Raw genomic sequence first — 18711 nt, 5'->3', positions numbered from 1 at the left:
GCAGGAGTCCGGCACGGATGGGCGGTGCGCGGATCTCCCCGAGATCCCCGCGAAGACGCGGCTCCCCAGAACACACCACCGTCCGGCGGTTGCCAGCATGCCGCATGAAATGTCGAGAACATTTCAATCGGCGCCAAGAGACGTAAATTGGATGACTTGTGTCGCAAAGTGTTCGCATGATCGTTCTCGTCATCCATAGGTATCCAGGAACCCGGGGAAATGAAATTGAGCCGCCACGGATGCTCACGTGCCATTTCTTCCGCCGTTCTTTCTCTGAGCGCACGTGGAGCGCGTGAAGAAGTTACCGTTCGGATTGGCGTCTGATTCTCAGCGTGCAATTCATAGAGCCACCTCGCGTGCATCGTGATCGATATCCGCAGGACGTTCCCGTGGGAATGCAGGGGCTCACCAACGAAAGGAAACTCATGTCGGATCCTCTCGACAGCTCGAACCAGGCCGACGCGCCAGGATCGATGAAGCGACGCACGATCGTGGCCGGCGCTGCCTGGTCCATCCCCGTGATCGCCGTCGCGGCCGCAGCCCCGATGGCAGCGGCGTCCCCACCGTGCCCGCAGTTTGCGTCGGCGGCGAGCTGGACGGCGAGCACAACCGGTCAGTTGCGAGTGCACCCCGATCCGACCTACAACAACCGAGTCGGCGGGACATACCTCGCGCTGCCCGAGAACAACGCGAACTCGTTCCTGTCCGTGCAGGACAGGAACCTGCAGGGCGGCACCACGACCGTGCAGTGGTCGACGGTGTTCGTCCCGGTCAGCGGGACGGCCTACACCTTCACGTTCGTCACCAACACGAACACCACGCTGACTGACTCGCAGACCCTGAACATGCGCATCAACGGGACCACCCACTGGGCGGGCATCACGAAGCCGACCGCCGGCGGCCCGACGAACAACCTCAGCGGCGGGCAGACCCACTCATTCACCTGGACGGCCCCCAGCAACGCCGCCGTGACGTTCGCGATCGTCTTCCTCGTGCCAGGGGTGACCAACAACCCCAACCGCACGAACGACGACATCCGGATCGGACTCCCCCGCATCTCCGCGGCCGGCTGCCGCTCGTAGCCTCGCAACGGGCATCTCGGGAACCGAGAACGGGGGCCAAGACTGTTGCAGTCTTGGCCCCCGTGTTATTCGCTGTTTCCGTCCCGTGACGCAGGCGTCAGAGCTTACGGAGTGGGGTAGGTCGTGACGTTTCTGTTCACGATCTCAGCCGGGTTCCTGACGAGCTGAACGGGAGTGCTGTTGACCGTCACGTAACGGCGCGTGATCGCAGTCTGGCCGGCGTAGTACGGGCCAGAGGAACGGAAGAAGAAGTCGGTCGTGACGTTGGTCGTCGCCCCGGTTGCAGTCACGGTGCCGCTGTAGTTCGAGCGGTAAACGCGGTAGGTGACGCCACCAACGACCGTCGTCGTGCCCGTGTTCGCGAGTGTCGACCATGCCGTGTTCGAGCCGGGAATCGGCGTGAACGTGACAGCCGGCCATCCCGTGGAGATGAGCACCTCGTAGTAGATGTTCGAGAGGACGTCACCGGGCTGCGTGCCCGTGATGCGAAGATACTGGCCAGGCTCTTTTGCGTCGTACTGCAGCGCACCGTTCGCGGTCTGGCCCTGAGCCGTCGGGTACCACCCGATGCCGAAGCTGGACTGGATCTCGAACGTTCGCGGCGGCGATGCCGCGAATGCTGGAGCTGCGGTGGTCATCGCGATCACCGGCACCGTCCATGCCGCTGTCTGCAGGACCCGCCGACGCGTGGTGTCCCCGGCCGCGCCGTGGTTCTCAGAAGTGTTCTTTGTCAATGTGTGCTCTTTCTCTGTCGCTGAAACGAGGTCGCGAATAGACCACGGCAGTCCGGTTAGATAAGGACGTGGGCGCTTACCGGCAAACTGTCACCAGCCGCAGATCCCAGGTCATTACGGCATTGCATCTCGGCACGAACGTGAGTTCGCTACCACCAAGCGCGAGGTCTGCTTTGATGAAACCGCAACCCTTCCTGCAAGCTATCCGACCAGTCATCGAGCTTCAATCTGGGAGAAGAATCAGCACTCAGTTTGAGAAACACTGGCAGTAATAGCGAGAGTCGACCCGAGAACGACCGACTTTCCGGTCGGTCTTTCTCAGCGAGTGGGAATGTGAGCGTCAGCGCTCAGATCCGAGCGATGCCAGACTCGCCTGCAGAGATGTCCGACTGAGCTTCACTCTCGCTGTCCGATAGCCCATCGAGGGCGCGACGCATGGCCCGCACCGAGCCGAAACCGGCAGCCGCAGCAATGCGCTTCAGGTCTTGGGTGTCAACGTCGCCGAATTCTCCCGGTGCCTCCAACAGGTCTCGCGCGAGCCGAGCTCGAACTCGTCGAAGCTGAGAGGCCGGCGTCAGGTTTGTGTCTTCGTACGCCCGATACAGACTCGCTGTGGAGATGCCGAGATCCCGCGCGAGCTTGCCAGCGTCGAAGGTGACGTCGCTGGCGGAGGCTTCGATCCGCTGCGACGCGCGCCGAAGCAGCGAGGGCGTGACTCGGAGGCCATCTCTCCCTTCTTGCGAGGTTCCGACCCCGCGCGCTCGCCTGGGTCGTGCCGGCGCGTCATCGGCGAGTACGCCGGCGAAGAGCTGGTCGAGCCCGGTTCTGACGCGGTCGAATCCAGCACCTTCCACCGTCGTCACGGAGTTCAGTGCGGCGTGTGCTGCGCTGGTGAAGATTTCCCGGTACGCGTTGGACGCGCCGAACAGCCCTGTGTGCGGTTCAGGGACGTTTCCTTCGAAGTCTCGCAAGCGGGCCCAGCTGGAGACGAAGAACAGGCGTGCGACTGGCTCGTGGGAGGTGATCGTGAGTGGTTCCCCGAAGGATTGCACGTGCATCTGTCCGGGGTGCAGATCGACTCGTTCGGTGTCGGACGTCAGTATCTGGGTGCCTTCGATGCCGTACACCGAGTGGAACAGGTCCGGCGGGGTCTCGTCGTCGACGACGAACGAGAGGTGAGCTGGCGTGTGCCAGATGCGGCCGATCGCGAAGCTGTCGGTTCGGATCAGATCGGCGATGACCTGGAAGCGCGAGTTGATGGGTTCAGCCACCCAGCCGAGTGCGGCGACCCATTCGATCGCGGCGTCGCCGTCGAGGACGACTTCACGCGTGACAGCACCTGCTGCCGCTCCATGAGCGCTCGCTTCATGCACATTCCACCTCCAGTGAGAAGTTTCGGCAAGCGTATGCGCGTGAAAAGACATGCATCCGGCCCGGATGCGAGCGCTGACACGTCTTCCGACGTGCAAGCGTTCATTTTGCGTCACGTACACGTCGGCACTGTCGCGAAATGGCTGATCCCGGGGTATCCGACCAGTTCTTCCCAAATTTCGACCAGTTTTTCTCAGCGGGTCGATACACACGACACCAGTTGCAACTAGACCCTTGACGAACTGACAGCTAATCCGGTCACTTCTGCGGATGGGCGCGCTCCGGAAGCCCGCGCACGCTCCTCACCCGCGACGGTGGCTCAGCGTGGCGCGTCCGTCTCCGAAGCCACGGGGGGGGTGAACGTTCCGCCGTCGCGGGGGTCGAACTCGAGCCCGTGACTGGCGGCCAGGACGTTGGTGCGCTGCTGTGCTGCGATCGCGGTCGTGGAGGCCCCGGCCCGGATCCCCCAGGTCTGCTCGGGGTTATTCGGAGCTATTGCAACCTGCCACAGGGCTTCCAGACCGTTCATCTCGCCTCGGTCATCCCGCGGGAGTTCGTCGAGGATCCAGCCGCGGTCCTTGTCCACGTGCCGGTGCGCACGCCGTTCGGACCGCGACAGGTCCTCGAAGCCGACGTCGCGGTGGATCGCGGCGGTCGTCACCGCCATGTTCCTCACGGACGTCGCCTGCGGGTTGAACACCTGGATGCGGGTTGCCTCGAGCTCGTTCGAGTCGACTGGGGAGCGGCCGCTGGCAGTCTGTGGTCCTGGAAGCCAACTGGCCTCCCGTGGTGCCGTTGCCGCGGGCGGCTTCACGTCCTGAACTTGCTGCAGTCGTCATAGCGAGCCAATCCTTTTGTATGCGTGAAACTTCGGTCGGCGGGTTCAGCGGGTTCGGGCGGCGCAGTTGTCGGGGCGCCAGCGGTGCGCTCGCCACGCCTTCCGATGCGCGGGCATCCGCGCCAGCACCTGGTTGTGCCAGAGCTTCGTGAACAACACCTGCAGTTCCGTCTTCTCCTTCATCTCGCACACGGGCGCCCGATCGCAGACCATGCATCCGCCGAGCCCGAAGCGCCGGTTGGTGGCGAGGACGTAGACGCATATGGCGGCGAACCAGGTCGCGAAGATCAGAGCCGGCACGAGCACGGCGGCCGCGACACCGATCCAGAACGATGCCTAGTCCAGACTGGCGATCAGCTCAGGCATCGAAGAGAAAGACGCTGGTCGGGTCGGAACTCGGGTCCCACAGCGGCAGCTTCCCGGACGTCCCGGTCGATGCCGGCAGTCCCTTGGAAGGGTACTGCGGGTCGATGCCAAAGGTGGCGGCGTCGCGGGCGAGCTTCGACATCTGAAGCAGGTTCGCATCGTTCGTCTTCGCGTTCGGGTAGTAGATGCCCTGCTCGGCGAACTCCGCGAGCTCGTACACGTCGTCGCTCTCCTGCCGGTCGCGTAGTAGTAGACGCCCTCGCCGTCGCGGTCGAAGATCCGGTTGATGTATCTGTTCTCGTGCTCTTCCTCAAACGCGTCCGCGGCGCGAGTGTGGACCTCGACGTGGTCGACCTTGTCGAGCCGGTAGTCCTCGGCGTAGGCGGCGAGGTCCTGTCGGCACAGGTCGATGGTGGCGTGGGCTGCGGCGCGGGCTCGGTCCATCGCCTCGAGGTGGATGTCCTTCGCTTCGCCGACGGAGAGGTCCACCTTCGAGATGCTGAGCTGGTACTCGCGGTTGAAGTCGGCCGACATGGCCTGGTGCTCCATCGCGGAGAGCGCGATTTCCGCGTGCTCCCGCAACGTGGCGCGTTCGGCCTCGAGGGTGGTGAGCTTGTTCTGCTCCGCCTTCGTGAGCTTGCGATGTTTCTCGGCCGCGGTGTCCTTGATCTGCTCGATGTCCTCGTCGAGTTTCTCCACCAGGTCAACGTGGTCCGTGTCGGAGATCGCGAAATCCTGGACTCGCACGACGTCCGGGTCTTCCACGGGCCCGTCGAAGCGACCGATGCGATCGGTGAACGTCACATCCGCGCGAACGGCGGTCGGGAACAGGGCGAGGAGCGCATGAGCTCGCGGACCGCGCTATCCAGGTCTCAGTCCGCGCGGTCGATGTGGGCTTCGATCACCTGGCGCATGTCCACGCGGTCGCCTTGCCTGAGCGAATCGATGGGGACAGCGGTGCCCGCGTCGGCGACTCCGTTGCCGCGGGCGGACTCGCGGCAAGCGTCAGAAGTGTGGGTCAAGGGCAAGTCTCCGCGTGGGTCACGGGGACTGTGCGCGGCGGTCGGTCCCACCGGTTGCCAAGAAGGGAGATTCGCGCGCTGAACGCGTGACCTTGCAGGGGTGGAGCGGCGGCTACCAGGTCGGGTTGGTGCCGGAGTGCGCGAGTGTCGTGGACGACTGGGGCGAAGTCAGCGTGACGGAGAACGGGACGGCCTGGGAGGTTGAGACGCCGGGGACGGCAGTGGCGACCCAACTCATGTCTGACGATGACGCAGCGTTCGCAATCGTCTCCGTGAGCCGCAATCTGAAGGTGATCGTCTCGCCGCTCACGGCCCGGCCAACCTCGACGAGTCCGTTGCTGAGATTGGTGAGGGGTAGGTCCGCTATGTACGCGGATGGGTAGGAAATCACGAGGTCGGTGGTGAGGATCGTGACGGCGTGGGGCTGGTAGATGTTCTCGAACTTGGTCTCGAACCGGTAGCTAAGGACGACGCTGCCGTTCAGTGCCGGGCTCCACGCGGAGCCCTGGATGAACATCTGCGGCGTCGTGTTGAAGCGTGTCGTCGCTTGCCCTGCTGACGCCGCAGCTTGGGGTGTCGCGACGGTGAGAGCAACGACGGGTGCCGCCCAGGCGCCGCGTTTCAGCAGCGCTCGGCGGCTGGGTGTGCCAGTGTCTCCTGCAGGATTGTGAACATGGCCTGGTGGTGTCATCGGGACCCTCTGGTGAACGCGGGCGCACTGCTCGCGCCCTGCGACCCAGCTCGGTGAAGCCCCTGGGACACAGAAGCAGCGTTCACCGTAGGCATAGCTGGATCCCGTGCTACGCCGTTGCCCCTGTTCAGACGCAAGAAGGCAGAAGATTGTCGCAAACTGTCGCGCGGACTGAGCATTCACTACATGAAGATGGGTGATGTCAGCGGGACTCTGCAGTGACCGGTGCGGCCACGGCCGGAGGGGCTTCAGGTCAGTCACCGGCACACCCGCCGAATGAAGACCGCCTGGTGTCACGACGGCCAGTGCCGGCACACACGTCCCGGGCGTGAAGGAGGACCATGTCACCTCTAGTCCGCCGAGCACGAGTGCGGCTAGGCCTCGCCGGAGTACTCAATGAGGCGCTTGTAGTCCTGCTCCTGCTGCTCGCTGAACTTCGACCAGTCGATCATCGCTCACGTGCCCCGGAGCCGTCATCGACGCGGGACACGGCATCCAGGACGTCCGCGATGCCAGTGTGCATGTTCGCCAGCTCGCGCGAGTAGACGGTGCCTCGTTCCTCGTCACGTTCGCGCTTCGGAGTCGACGACGATCCACCTGTCGTCGCCGGCGCGGAAGAGGTGCACCATGACCAGCAACCAGGCGCCGGTGGGCACGTCCTGCCAAGCGCTCACGCGGGCGCTACTCGGCGGGAGTCGCGGCGACGATGCCGGGGACTAGCCCGAGGAACTCGATTCGGTCGCCGCGAGTGTCGAACGTGTATGTCTGCCCGGTCTCGATCGAACGGTAGAGGTCAGCGCGGGTCCCAACGTCGATGAGGATCGGGTCGGCGACTCGGAAGCTGCCGCAGTCCACGGTGTCGATGCGCAGATGCTTGATCTGTTCTGCGCCGTCTTCGGCTCCCTTAGCGGTGACGGTGCACGTGACGGCGTCGCTGACGGGCAGCTGCTGGCGGGCGTTGACGGTGAGCGCGGCCGCCGCGAGGAGCGTGACGGTGATCGCTGCGGCTGAGGTGATGGCGGTGGTTCGTTTCATGAGCAGGCCTCAACGTAGGGATGGCTTGGACCGGTGCGGACGAGCGACACGATCGCTGGGATGGATTGACGTGAGATGGAGGGATTTCGGCGCAAACGGTCCTTCATGTCTCGGGCCCCGTCTCCGTGACGCTGGGCCGCTGGGGAACCGGAGCACAAGGATTCCCGCGGTGAGGGATGCGGCAGCGACGAGAACGCCGGAGATGATTCGAGTTGCCTGAGCCCCGAGCTCGTCGCCTGCGGTGTCGTGGATGCGCCCGTTGCCGATGGTCTTCGTCCCCGTGTTCGTCGCCGTGATGGTGAACATGACGGTGTCGCTGGTGGGCGGGTTGAGGGCGGAATCGGCCGCGAAGGCGAGCAGGAGAGCCCCGAGCGAGATGAAGACCGCATCGAACGTGCGCCGCAACAGGACGATGCCGCCGGAGTGCGCGGCGAAAGCGACGGGACTGGATGGGTTCATGCCCATCTATGCAGGGCCGAAGCGACGAGACTGCTCAGCGCTACTTGATGACGAAGTCCTTGCAGCCGAGGTTGGTCATGTTGGTGTCGGACTCGATCGCGACGGCGCACATGGAATGCTTACCGGGAGCGAAGGCAGCCGCTGTCCAGAAGGCGTGCTTACCGGGGACGCCTTTGAGGTAGGGCGAGTCCCGGTTGGCTGTGATGGCGTGGTGCCATTTCCCGTCGACGAGGATCGCTACGGGGATCGAGCGGGCCGGGTTGCCCGGCGTGTACGTCCACCCGGCGAACTGGTGCATTCGGTTCGACGCGGGTGCATCCATCACCTGCCCGATGGGCGCAGCAGCCTTCTGGACGGTGATCGTCTGGCACGCCGGGAAATAGTCGTTTCCGGCACCGAAGTTGACGCCCACCGAGCAGATGAAGTGCTTGCCCGGGTTCAGGTTGAACGTCATCGAGTATGAGTGGCGACCGGGGATGCCGTACGCGAACAGGTTGGTCGATGCGCCGGAGGCCATCGTCGCGTTCCACGCGCCGTTGACGGTGATCCCGACCGGTATCGACTGGAACAGGTCCGAGTAGTCGAAGGCGTGGCCGGAGACGGTCACCTGTCCCCCATTGACGCTGACGTTCATAGTCGACTGCGCGTTGAAGCGGGAGTACGCCTTGCTGTAAGTCGCGTCGTCACGGACGAACCTGGCGAAGTAACGGGCCGCGAGATTTTACCAGTGCTGTTCATGTGCGTGAGGTCGGTGGCCGACATCCAGAACGAGCGAGGATTGACGCCTCGAGCGATGGCATCGAGGTCAGCCTGGGTGCGTGTGATTCCAGCGTCGTAGAGGGCCCCGTTCGAAAGGTAGTCGGCGAGAGGAATGACGCGCTCTCCGTAGTTCTGCTTGATCCAAGCGTTGAGGCTCTTCCGGTTGGCGGTCACAGGGTGCTCGTTACCGCCCCAGGCCGGCGGCAGCTCGACGACGTAGAACGGCGCGTTGGAAGTCGCCTGGTGCAGCTCAATCATGCGGGCGGTGTCGTCCTTGACGCGGGCCATGTCGTCGAGGTTGTTCGAACCGAGCCAGAAGATCGATGTCGCGCCCGGGCGGGGCTTGTCGAGCGACACGATGGGGGCGTTCTGGGCGACAGTCTTGGCCGCGCCGGCCGCGTCCCGGGTGAAGACCCAGAGCTGACGTGGGTCGGTCAGGTCGGGGCGCTGGGTGAGCTTGCCGTCAATGCCGCCGATCTGCGCGTCCATGACGAGGCGGCCGAGCTTTGCGTCCGGGTAGGGCTTACCTACGGGAGAGGCGAGCTGCACCGATCCGGATGCGGGGATCGTGACGCTACGGCTCAGGTACAGCTGGTGCACGCCGCCCGCGGTCGCGATGCCGGCTGAGGTCATGCCTCCTTCGGCGTTGTTGATGATGTTCCAGCCGGGGACGGCGTTCTGGAAAGGTCCGCTGCAGATCCAGTTCAGGCTGGACGATCCGTAGCACTGGGCGCTCTCTGGGCTCGCTGCGCGCAGCTGCTCCAGCACTGAGGGGTCACCTTCTTGGGCGCTGTCCGGCGGGAGCGATTCAACCGGATCGGGAGTCGTCTTTGGAGGATCGTTCAGCGTCATGGTGGGTGATGGCAGGGGCTTCGGCGTCGCGGATGGCGTGGGCACATCGGGAGGCGTCTGGACAGGGCTCGACGTTGTTGGCGTCGCGGTTGCCGTGGTCACGTCCAGTGGAGTCGGAACGGGGTTCGCGGTCGTTGTCCCGGTGGTGGTTACTGCAGCTTGCCGTGCCGTCGCGTTCGTCGGCGCCGTATGTGATGAACAACCGTTCCCGGTCGGAGTCGCCGCTGCGCGGGGCGTCGGCGCACCTGTGCTCGCTGGCGTGCAAGTTACTACCTTGGGTATCGTTGCCGAGTCCAGCGTGGCAGCGACAGCGGGTGTCAACGTCGTGCCGATGAGGGCTGCGCTCAGCACCAGGGCAGAGAGCAAGCGTGTGGCGGGGTTTCCCATCAGTTTCCGTTCGTTTCGTCACCGCCGCCGCGTCGGCATGGTGCGCCTGACCTGCATCGGCGGAACGGGGCGCCCACCGGGTCACCGGATTCTCACCGCGGCTGGTCGAGACGACCGTCCGGAGTTCGACTGCGCGAGCCTAGCTACGAGCTTGGAACCCGACGAGGCGGAGACGCTCTTTGGCGCGATACAGACGGAAAAGGGTCGCTATGCGCTATCAGTCGCGCGAATTGGCCTGGACCTTGGCGCGCATTCCCCGGCAACGGCATGCCGGCGGCCCGGCGTCGGTTTGCGCACGAACGGAGCCTGGCAAACTCGCACCCGAGCCGCCATGGGCCTGCCGGTGCAAGTGCCTACCGCGGTCTCGGCTACTTGATCACGAAGTCCTTGCTGTCAAGGTTGGTCACGTTCGACGTGAACGTTCTCGGTGATGTCTTCCGCGGCCCCGCACATGCCGGCGAGCGACTCCCCACCCGTCCGCGCACCCGGATTCGATTTCGGCGGCGGGACACACGCAGCACCACCGCAAGGCGCACCGCGTCACCCGGCCGCCTCGCCGCTGGTCGGTCGAGAGCCTGGGAGCGACAACCTCGGTGCCAACGCGCTCTGACCAGGAATACAGAGTGGTGGGCCCTGCCGGGATCGAACCGACGACATCCACGGTGTAAACGTGGCGCTCTACCAGCTGAGCTAAAGGCCCTCGGCGAGCAAGTGTAGCGCGGCGGCGTGGTCCGCTCGAACACGCGCCTCCCCCGGGTGAGCGGACGCGACGAGACGGTAGCTGCCATCCGCTCGCAGCAGGAAGGTGCGGCGCGTGGCTGCGCCAGAACCCTCGTCGAATGCGCCGTAGGCGCGCGCGGCCCGCCCGTGCGGCCAGAAGTCGCTGCACCCGGTGAGCACTCCGTCAGCGCCGAGGTCGTGTAGCCAGGCTCTCAGCGTCGCCGCACTGTCGGTAGCGACGACGAAGACCTCGAAGCCTGGAGCGAGGGCGCTGGATCTCCCCGTATTCCGAGCCGAGTCGACCAGCTCGACGAGCTCTCGAACCTCATCGGCGCACACGGGTGTGAACGCCCCTGGCACGAACACGAGCAGCCGAGCCGACGCTGCCGGGCCCGCGACGACGCGCATCCCGCCGCGATGATCGACCAGGGAGATGGATTCGAGTGGCGGCGCGAATTCGCTCACGATCAGGCCCTCTCCACTCACGATGTTCGGTTGTGCGCGCTTCGACAAGGATTCCCCTCAACCTGCGTGTGCATCGCACAAACCATAGATAGGCTAGCGGGTGGACTGCGCGTCGTAACCTGGCGTGCGCCATTGACGTGACGAACCCGGAACGAAATGAGGTCGACGGTGGCTGTTAACAACCAGGATCCGTACTCAGAGCATTACGTTGACAGCGACCCCGAGGAGACCGCCGAATGGCGAGAATCGCTCGATGCGGTCGTAGACGCGCAGGGACACCAGCGCGGACGAGACATCATGCTCAGCCTTCTTGAGCGGTCTCGGGAGCGCCACCTCGGCGTTCCCATGGTTCCAACCACCGACTACGTGAACTCGATTGCGCCCGAGGATGAGCCAGAGTTCCCCGGTGACGAGTCGCTGGAGCGCACGTACCGTTCGTGGATCCGCTGGAACGCGGCCATGACGGTGCAGCGCGCGCAGCGCGAAGGGGTCGCAGTCGGCGGCCACATCTCCTCCTACGCGTCGCAGGCGACGCTCTACGAAGTGGGTCTGAACCACTTCTTCAAGGGCTACGACCACGCGGACGGGCCCGACCAGGTCTTCTTCCAGGGCCACGCCTCCCCCGGCAACTACTCGCGTGCCTTCCTTCAGGGTCAGATCTCTTCGGAGCAGCTCGACGGCTTCCGCCAGGAGCAGTCCGCTGCCCCGTTCGGCATGCCGTCGTACCCGCACCCGCGCCTCATGAAGGACTTCTGGCAGTTCCCGACCGTCTCGATGGGTATCGGGCCGCTCAACGCGATCTGGCAGGCGCAGTTCAACAAGTACCTCACCAATCGCGGCATCAAGGACGCCTCCGGTTCGCACGTGTGGGCGTACCTGGGTGACGGCGAGATGGATGAGGTCGAGTCGCGTGGTCAGCTGCAGGTCGCAGCCAACCAGAACCTCGACAACCTCACCTTCGTCGTCAACTGCAACCTGCAGCGCCTCGACGGCCCCGTCCGCGGAAACGGCAAGATCATCCAGGAGCTCGAGAGCTTCTTCCGCGGCGCCGGCTGGCACGTCATCAAGGTCGTCTGGGGTCGCGAGTGGGACTCGCTGCTCGAGCGCGACGACAAGGGCGCGCTCCGCACGCTCATGAACGAGACGCCAGACGGCGACTTCCAGACGTACAAGACGGAGTCGGGTGGATTCGTCCGCGACAACTTCTTCGGACGCGACCCAGAAGCGCTCAAGCTCGTCGAGAACTACAGCGACGACGAGATCTGGGGCCTCAAGCGAGGCGGCCACGACTACCGCAAGGTCTACGCGGCCTACAAGGCAGCGACTGAGCACAAGGGCCAGCCGACCGTCATCCTCGCCCACACGATCAAGGGCTACGGCCTCGGACCGCACTTCGAGGGCCGCAACGCGACGCACCAGATGAAGAAGCTCACGCTTCCCGACCTGAAGGCGTTCCGCGACCAGCTGCACATCCCCATCTCGGACGCAGCGCTCGAAGCCGACGTCTACCAGCCGCCGTATTACCACCCCGGCGCGGACAACGAGGCCATCCAGTACATGCAGGAGCGTCGCCGCGAGCTCGGCGGCTTCGTGCCGGAGCGTCGCTCGAAGTTCACGCAGATCGCGGTCCCGGAAGACAAGACGTACGCGTCCGTCAAGAAGGGATCCGGAACGCAGGAGATCGCCTCGACGATGGCGTTCGTCCGCCTCCTCAAGGACCTCATGCGCGTCAAGGACTTCGGCGCACGCATCGTCCCGATCATCCCGGACGAGGCCCGCACCTTCGGTGTCGACGCGTTCTTCCCGACCGCGAAGATCTACAACCCCAACGGCCAGCACTACATGTCGGTCGACCGTGAGCTGCTCCTCGCCTACCGCGAGAGCGAACAGGGTCAGATCAACCACGTCGGCATCAACGAGGCCGGCGCCATGGGCGCATTCACGGCAGCCGGTTCGTCGTACTCGACGCACGGCGAAGCCATGATCCCGATCTACATGTACTACTCGATGTTCGGGTTCCAGCGCACGGCGGACGCCATGTGGGCGGCAGCCGACCAGCTCTCGCGGGGCTTCCTCATCGGAGCCACCGCCGGACGCACCACACTCGCCGGCGAAGGCCTGCAGCACATGGACGGCCACTCGCCGATCATCGCCGCAACCAACCCGGCAGTCATCACCTACGACCCTGCTTACGCCTACGAGCTCGCACACATCATGCAGGCAGGCATCGAGCGGATGTACGGCCCGGACTCCCAGTCGGAGAACCCGAAGCAGGACCCGAACGTCATGTACTACCTCACGGTGTACAACGAGCCGATGGCGCAGCCAGCTGAGCCGGAGAACGTCGACGTCGAGGGCATCCTCAAGGGCATCTACTACCTCAAGGGAACCGAGGCCTCCGGGCCGCGCGTGCAGCTGCTCGCGTCTGGCGTGGGTGTGCCGTGGGTTCTCGAGGCGCAGGAGATTCTCGAGAAGGACTGGGGCGTTGCCGCCGAGGTCTGGTCGGTCACGTCCTGGAACGAGCTCCGTCGCGACGGCCTCCGTGCCGAGGAGTACAACTGGACGCACCCGAACGAGGAGCCGAAGGTTCCCTTCGTCACGGACAAGCTCCAGGCGTCAGAGGGCCCGGTCATCGCGGTGAGCGACTTCTCGCACGCCGTGCAGGACCAGATCCGTCCGTTCGTGAAGAACGACTTCACGACGCTCGGCGCCGATGACTTCGGCATCTCCGACACTCGTCCGGCAGCTCGTCGCTACTACCTCATCGACAGCCACTCCGTCGTCGTCCGCGCCCTCGAGCGCCTCGCGACGCAGGGCAAGCTCGACCGCTCGGTCGTGCAGGAGGCCATCGACAAGTACGACCTGCACAACCCGAAGGCCGGCACGAGCGGCAGCGCGGGCGGAGACGCCTAACGGCCCTCCTCCCCTGCTCGCCACCTCACAGTTCGGAATCATGCCCGCTCCACGCACAAAGGACCAGACACTCAACTGGCTTCGGTCGATCTCGGGAGAGCTCTCGACCGCGACAGTGAAGCGCTTGGAAGACACCCTTCCCTGGTTCGGGGACATGCCCCCTGGGCGACGAAGCGCCGTCGGCCTCGTCGCCCAGTCGGGCATCTCCTCCTTCATCGCCTGGTTCGAGGACCCGACCGCCACCCCCTGGGTGGCGGCGGACGTCTTCGACTCCGCTCCGCGCGAGCTCCTCCGCTCGGTGAGCCTGCAGCAGACGCTGCAGCTCATCCGAGTGGTCGTGGAGGTCGTCGAGGAACGGACGAAGTCCACGGACGGCGACGTGCGTGAAGCGGTGCTGAAGTACTCGCGTGACATCGCCTTCGCGGCTGCGGACGTCTACGCGCGCGCCGCGGAGGCTCGCGGGTTGTGGGATGCGCGCCTCGAGGCGCTGGTCGTCGACTCGATCCTCACGGGCGAGCACGATGATGAGCTCCCGAGCCGCATCGCGGCACTCGGCTGGCACGGCCACGGCGAGGTGAGCGTCCTCGTCGGGACCACCCCGAGGATCCTCGAGGTCGACCAGATCCGCCGAACCGCCAGACACAACAAGGTCGACCTGCTCGTCGGCGTCCAAGGCGGGCGCCTCGTGCTCGTCATCGGGCGCGCGCACCCCAACGGGGAGGGTGACGAGACCGAGCAGGTTCCGTTCATGGAGATCGCCGAGCGCCTCGAACCGAGCTTCGGTGACGGACGTCTGGTGCTCGGCCCACCCGTGCCGAGCGTCGTCGAGGCCTCCAGAAGCGCGCGCGCCGCACTCGCCGGCTTCGCGGTCGCCGGCGCCTGGCGCAAGGCGCAGCGGCCCATGCTCGCCGACGAACTGCTGCCGGAGCGAGCACTCGCAGGCGACCCGCTCGCGAGACAGACGCTCGTCGCCCGCGTGTTCAGGCCGCTCGCCGATCATCAGAGCGACCTCCTCACAACGCTCTGGTGCTACCTCGACAACGGCCGCTCACTCGAAGCGACCGCACGCGAGCTCTTCGTGCACCCCAACACCGTTCGCTACCGCCTCAAGCGGGTCAGCGAAGTCATCGGCTGGGACGCGACCGGACCACGCGAGGCCCTCATCCTGCAGTGCGCGCTCATCCTCGGCAACATCGCCGAGCCCAAGCAGCCCGAACCGCGACGCCAAACGGGCACGACCGGAGCAGCCAACGTGCCGCGACGCGGTCGGCGCACCTCCCACTAGAGATCCTCTAATGAATTCTCGACTTCTTGGGACTGTTGCTACAGGGCTGAGGGCTCAGGTGCTGTCATGATGGAATCCATGATTGTCGTCACCTGCCCAGGCCAGGGTTCTCAGACTCCAGGCTTCCTGCTCCCCTGGATCGAAGACGCGAGGAACCGAGACACGCTCGAGCAGCTGTCCGCCTCCTCCGGCATCGACCTCGTCAAGCACGGCACCGAGTCAGACGCCGACACGATCCGTGACACGGCGATCGCCCAGCCCCTCATCGTCGCCGCCGGCATCCTCGCGTGGAACTCGCTCATGGAACTCCCTGGAGCAGCGTCCGCCGTCCGCGGTGTCGCCGGACACTCGGTCGGCGAGATCACAGCCGCCTACGCTGCCGGCATCTTCGACGCCGACACCGCGATGCGCTTCGTCGCCCGCCGCTCCCAGCTCATGGCACAGGATGCGGCCGCGACGCCGACCAGCATGAGCGCAGTGCTGGGCGGAGACGAAGAAGCCGTTCTCGCGCGCCTCGCAGAGCTCGACCTCACCCCGGCCAACTTCAACGGCGGCGGCCAGATCGTCGCCGCAGGCGCCCCGGAGGCCCTCGACGCGCTCCGCAGCGAACCGGCCGCCGGGACGCGCGTCATCCCCCTCAAAGTCGCCGGCGCGTTCCACACGCGGTACATGGAGCAGGCCCGCACCGCACTCGGCGCGGACGCCGAGCTCTTCGAGGTTCGCGATCCAGTGCGCACCATCTGGTCCAACGAGACCGGCGAGACCGTGACGGACGGCGTCGAGTTTCGCGCAGCCCTCATCCGCCAGCTCGCGCAGCCCGTGCGCTGGGACGCCTGCATGCGCTCCTTCGCGGCCGCCGGCGTCACCTCGCTCATCGAGCTCGCGCCCGCCGGCACCCTCAGCGGGCTCGCCAAGCGCGCCCTCAAGGGAACGCCGACGCTCGCGCTCTCCACTCCCGCAGACCTCGACGTGGCGCGCGAGCGCATCGCCGCCGACGCCTGACCCGCCAAGAGCATCCTCGAGAGGACTCGCATGACCACAGCAACACCCACCCTCGTGCAGTCGACGGGCGCGCAGTTCACGCGCATCCTCGCAATGGGCGCCGCCCGCGGTGAGCGCGTCGTGCCGAACTCGGAGATCATCGAGCCGATCAACTCTTCAGACGAGTGGATCCGCCAGCGCACCGGCGTCATCACTCGAGTCCGCGCTAACGAGGACACGAGCGCACTCGACCTCGCCGTCGACGCCTCCCGCGAGGCCATCGAGCGTTCCGGCATCGACCCGAGCAGGATCGGTGCCGTGATCGTCGCGACGATCAGCAACGGGATGCAGACGCCCTCGCTCGCCGCCCGCCTGGCCGACCTCGTCGGCACGACGCCCGCGGCAGCCTACGACCTCAACGCCGCATGTGCCGGCTACTGCTACGCCGTCGCCCAGGCCGACGCGCTCGTGCGCACCGGCGTCGCCGAGCACGTCCTCGTCGTCGGCACGGAGAAGCTCTCCGACCTCATCGACCCAACCGACCGCACCATCTCGTTCCTCCTCGGTGACGGTGCGGGAGCGGCGATCATCGGGCCGAGCGACACTCCTGGCATCTCCAAGTCGATCCTCGGATCCGACGGCTCGCGCTGGGAGGCAGTCTCCATGAACGCGAGCCTGCAGGAGTACCGCCAAGGCGGCTCCGAATGGCCCACGCTGCGCCAGGACGGGCCGAGCGTCTTCCGCTGGGCGGTCTGGGACATGGCGAAGGTCGCGCGACGCGCACTCGAAGAGGCGGGCGTCACCCCCGACCAGCTCGCCGCCTTCATCCCTCACCAGGCGAACATGCGCATCGTCGACGAGTTCGCGAAGCAGCTCGCCCTGCCAGACCACGTCGTCATCGCCCGCGACATCGCGACGACCGGCAACACCTCGGCCGCCTCGGTGCCGCTCGCAACGCACCGGCTGCTCGAAGAGAACCCCGAGCTCTCGGGCGGCCTCGCACTGCAGATCGGCTTCGGCGCCGGCCTCGTGTACGGCGCCCAGGTCGTCGTGCTCCCCTAACGCGGCCAAGAACTCCCCGCACGCCTCCACCACGCACCGCCGCCGACCAATACACTTGGCTCGGTCATTGACAATCAAGGAGAAACACCATGGCACTTACCAACGACGAAGTTCTCGCGGGACTCGCTGAGCTCGTAAACGACGAGACCGGAATCGCGGCTGACACGGTCACCGTTGAGAAGTCTTTCACCGACGACCTCGACATCGACTCGATCTCCATGATGACGATCGTCGTCAACGCCGAAGAGAAGTTCGACGTCAAGATCCCGGACGACGAGGTCGCAAACCTCAAGACCGTGGGCGACGCCGTCAACTTCATCGTCGCAGCGTCCTAAGGACGGTCCTCCACTTCGAGTGGGCGGCATCTGCCGCCCACTCTTGGTGACTGTTTCACCTTCGCCCCAGTTCATTCAGGAGCAATTGTCATGACCAAGAAAATCGTCGTCACCGGAATCGGAGCGACTTCCCCGCTCGGCGGAGACGCCCGCAGCACCTGGGAAGCACTCCTCGCCGGTGAGTCCGGAGCCCGGACGCTCGAGGCCGAATGGGTCGCGAAGTACGAGATCCCCATCGAATTCGCCGCGACCGCCAAGGTCCCGGCAAGCGAGGTGCTCCCCCGCCACGAGGCGAAGCGCCTCGACCCCTCAAGCCAGTTCGCGCTTATCGCTGGCCGCGAGGCCTTCGCCGACGCCGGGCTCACGGTTGGCGACATCCCCGCCGAGCGACTCCTCGTCGACTGGGCCACCGGCATCGGCGGCGTATGGACCCTGCTCGACGCCTGGGACACGCTCCGCGAGAAGGGGCCGCGCCGCGTCATGCCGCTGACGGTTCCCATGCTCATGCCGAACGGCCCCGGAGCCGCGATCGGCATGGACATCCAGGCCCGCGCCGGCGTCCGCACCGTCGTCTCCGCGTGCGCTTCGAGCACAGAAGCAATCGCCGACGCCTACGAGCACCTCCAGCAGGGCCTCGCAGACGTCGTGGTCGCCGGCGGATCGGAAGCGGCCATCCACCCCCTGCCCGTCGCCTCCTTCGCGGCCATGCAGGCGCTCTCCAAGCGCAACGACGACCCGTCGCACGCGTCACGCCCCTACGACGTGAGCCGCGACGGCTTCGTGCTCGGCGAAGGTGCCGCGGCGCTCGTGCTTGAGACGGAAGAGCACGCGCTCGCCCGTGGCGCACGCATCTACGCCGAGCTGATCGGTGGCGGAGTGACCGCAGACGCGCACCACATCACCGCGCCGGACCCAGAAGGTACGGGGGCTGCCCGCGCCATCAGGGCTGCACTCGAGCAAGCCGGGGTCTCGGTCGAGGACGTCACCCACATCAACGCGCACGCGACCTCGACACCCGTCGGGGACATCGCCGAGTTCACGGCCCTTATGTCCGTCTTCGGGGACCACCTCGCGTCGATCCCCGTCTCGGCGACGAAGGCATCCACTGGCCATCTCCTCGGTGGGGCCGGCGCCATCGAGGCGATGTTCACGGTGCTCGCGCTCTCCGAGGGCACGCTGCCCCCGACGATCAACCTCAACGAGCAGGACCCTGCCATCCACCTCGACGTGGTGACCGAACCGCGCCCGTTCGAGGCGTCCGGCAAGGTCGCGATCTCGACGTCGTTCGGCTTCGGCGGGCACAACGCCGTCGTCGCGTTCCGCGGCATCTAGGCAAGACCTGCACGCGGTTCGC

The 18711-nt window shown here is 65.8% G+C and carries 19 protein-coding genes and 1 tRNA gene; 7 read left to right on the top strand and 13 right to left on the bottom strand.

Annotated elements, in window-relative coordinates:
* The first annotated feature begins 425 nt into the window (after nucleotides 1-425).
* The gene (locus tag HDC34_RS09025) at nucleotides 426-1082 is read left to right on the top strand and encodes a hypothetical protein (protein ID WP_179555366.1); all 657 of its coding nucleotides are present in this window, start codon (nucleotides 426-428) and stop codon (nucleotides 1080-1082) included.
* Between the two features lie 104 nt (nucleotides 1083-1186).
* On the opposite strand, the gene HDC34_RS09020 is transcribed toward HDC34_RS09025, so the two are convergent.
* The 13 genes from HDC34_RS09020 to HDC34_RS08960 all read right to left on the bottom strand — a co-directional run bounded on the left by HDC34_RS09020 (nucleotide 1187) and on the right by HDC34_RS08960 (nucleotide 10781).
* Nucleotides 1187-1816, bottom strand: a complete 630-nt coding sequence (locus HDC34_RS09020) for a hypothetical protein (RefSeq protein ID WP_179556610.1) — start codon at nucleotides 1814-1816, stop codon at nucleotides 1187-1189.
* Between the two features lie 347 nt (nucleotides 1817-2163).
* Nucleotides 2164-3399 carry a helix-turn-helix domain-containing protein gene (locus HDC34_RS18205; protein WP_179556609.1) on the bottom strand — a complete coding sequence of 412 codons (1236 nt, stop codon included), beginning with the start codon at nucleotides 3397-3399 and terminating at the stop codon, nucleotides 2164-2166.
* Nucleotides 3400-3506: 107 nt separating this feature from the next.
* Nucleotides 3507-3848, bottom strand: coding sequence for a hypothetical protein (locus HDC34_RS09010; protein WP_179556608.1), 342 nt, complete (start codon nucleotides 3846-3848; stop codon nucleotides 3507-3509).
* Nucleotides 3849-4070: 222 nt separating this feature from the next.
* Nucleotides 4071-4331, bottom strand: coding sequence for a hypothetical protein (locus HDC34_RS09005; protein ID WP_179556607.1), 261 nt, complete (start codon nucleotides 4329-4331; stop codon nucleotides 4071-4073).
* A gap of 30 nt (nucleotides 4332-4361) precedes the next feature.
* Nucleotides 4362-5195, bottom strand: a complete 834-nt coding sequence (locus HDC34_RS09000) for a hypothetical protein (protein WP_179556606.1) — start codon at nucleotides 5193-5195, stop codon at nucleotides 4362-4364.
* A gap of 68 nt (nucleotides 5196-5263) precedes the next feature.
* Complete coding sequence (locus HDC34_RS08995; RefSeq protein ID WP_179556605.1) at nucleotides 5264-5413, bottom strand: hypothetical protein; 150 nt, start codon at nucleotides 5411-5413, stop codon at nucleotides 5264-5266.
* Between the two features lie 112 nt (nucleotides 5414-5525).
* A complete protein-coding gene (locus HDC34_RS08990) occupies nucleotides 5526-6104 on the bottom strand; it encodes a hypothetical protein (protein ID WP_179556604.1) in 579 nt (192 codons plus the stop codon).
* A 681-nt stretch (nucleotides 6105-6785) separates the two neighbouring features.
* Nucleotides 6786-7139, bottom strand: coding sequence for a hypothetical protein (locus HDC34_RS08985; protein ID WP_179556603.1), 354 nt, complete (start codon nucleotides 7137-7139; stop codon nucleotides 6786-6788).
* A gap of 9 nt (nucleotides 7140-7148) precedes the next feature.
* On the bottom strand, nucleotides 7149-7598 hold the full coding sequence (locus HDC34_RS08980) for a hypothetical protein (protein ID WP_179556602.1): 450 nt from the start codon (nucleotides 7596-7598) through the stop codon (nucleotides 7149-7151).
* A gap of 40 nt (nucleotides 7599-7638) precedes the next feature.
* Complete coding sequence (locus tag HDC34_RS08975) at nucleotides 7639-8232, bottom strand: hypothetical protein (protein ID WP_179556601.1); 594 nt, start codon at nucleotides 8230-8232, stop codon at nucleotides 7639-7641.
* A complete protein-coding gene (locus HDC34_RS08970) occupies nucleotides 8229-9125 on the bottom strand; it encodes a hypothetical protein (RefSeq protein ID WP_179556600.1) in 897 nt (298 codons plus the stop codon). Before HDC34_RS08970 ends, HDC34_RS08975 begins: the two co-directional genes overlap by 4 nt.
* A gap of 1095 nt (nucleotides 9126-10220) precedes the next feature.
* Nucleotides 10221-10296, bottom strand: a tRNA-Val gene (locus HDC34_RS08965).
* A complete protein-coding gene (locus HDC34_RS08960; protein ID WP_179556599.1) occupies nucleotides 10287-10781 on the bottom strand; it encodes a redoxin domain-containing protein in 495 nt (164 codons plus the stop codon). The genes HDC34_RS08965 and HDC34_RS08960 overlap by 10 nt, the downstream gene beginning before the upstream one ends.
* A gap of 168 nt (nucleotides 10782-10949) precedes the next feature.
* Between HDC34_RS08960 and aceE the strand changes: the two genes are divergently transcribed.
* From aceE to fabF, 6 genes are all read left to right on the top strand, one after another.
* Nucleotides 10950-13694, top strand: coding sequence for a pyruvate dehydrogenase (acetyl-transferring), homodimeric type (gene aceE, locus HDC34_RS08955; protein ID WP_104312592.1), 2745 nt, complete (start codon nucleotides 10950-10952; stop codon nucleotides 13692-13694).
* Between the two features lie 40 nt (nucleotides 13695-13734).
* Nucleotides 13735-14979, top strand: coding sequence for a CdaR family transcriptional regulator (locus HDC34_RS08950; RefSeq protein ID WP_104312070.1), 1245 nt, complete (start codon nucleotides 13735-13737; stop codon nucleotides 14977-14979).
* Nucleotides 14980-15057: 78 nt separating this feature from the next.
* Nucleotides 15058-15981, top strand: coding sequence for an ACP S-malonyltransferase (locus HDC34_RS08945; protein WP_179556598.1), 924 nt, complete (start codon nucleotides 15058-15060; stop codon nucleotides 15979-15981).
* 30 nt (nucleotides 15982-16011) lie between these two features.
* Entirely contained in the window at nucleotides 16012-17022 is a 1011-nt protein-coding gene (locus HDC34_RS08940; protein ID WP_151423032.1) for a beta-ketoacyl-ACP synthase III, read from the top strand.
* Nucleotides 17023-17111: 89 nt separating this feature from the next.
* On the top strand, nucleotides 17112-17357 hold the full coding sequence (locus HDC34_RS08935; protein WP_068479114.1) for an acyl carrier protein: 246 nt from the start codon (nucleotides 17112-17114) through the stop codon (nucleotides 17355-17357).
* A gap of 90 nt (nucleotides 17358-17447) precedes the next feature.
* On the top strand, nucleotides 17448-18689 hold the full coding sequence (fabF, locus tag HDC34_RS08930; protein WP_179556597.1) for a beta-ketoacyl-ACP synthase II: 1242 nt from the start codon (nucleotides 17448-17450) through the stop codon (nucleotides 18687-18689).
* Nucleotides 18690-18711: the final 22 nt, after the last annotated feature.

The sequence above is a fragment of the Pseudoclavibacter sp. JAI123 genome (assembly GCF_013409665.1).
Lineage (GTDB): Bacteria > Actinomycetota > Actinomycetes > Actinomycetales > Microbacteriaceae > Pseudoclavibacter.
This window is presented reverse-complemented; position numbering and strand designations above follow the sequence as displayed.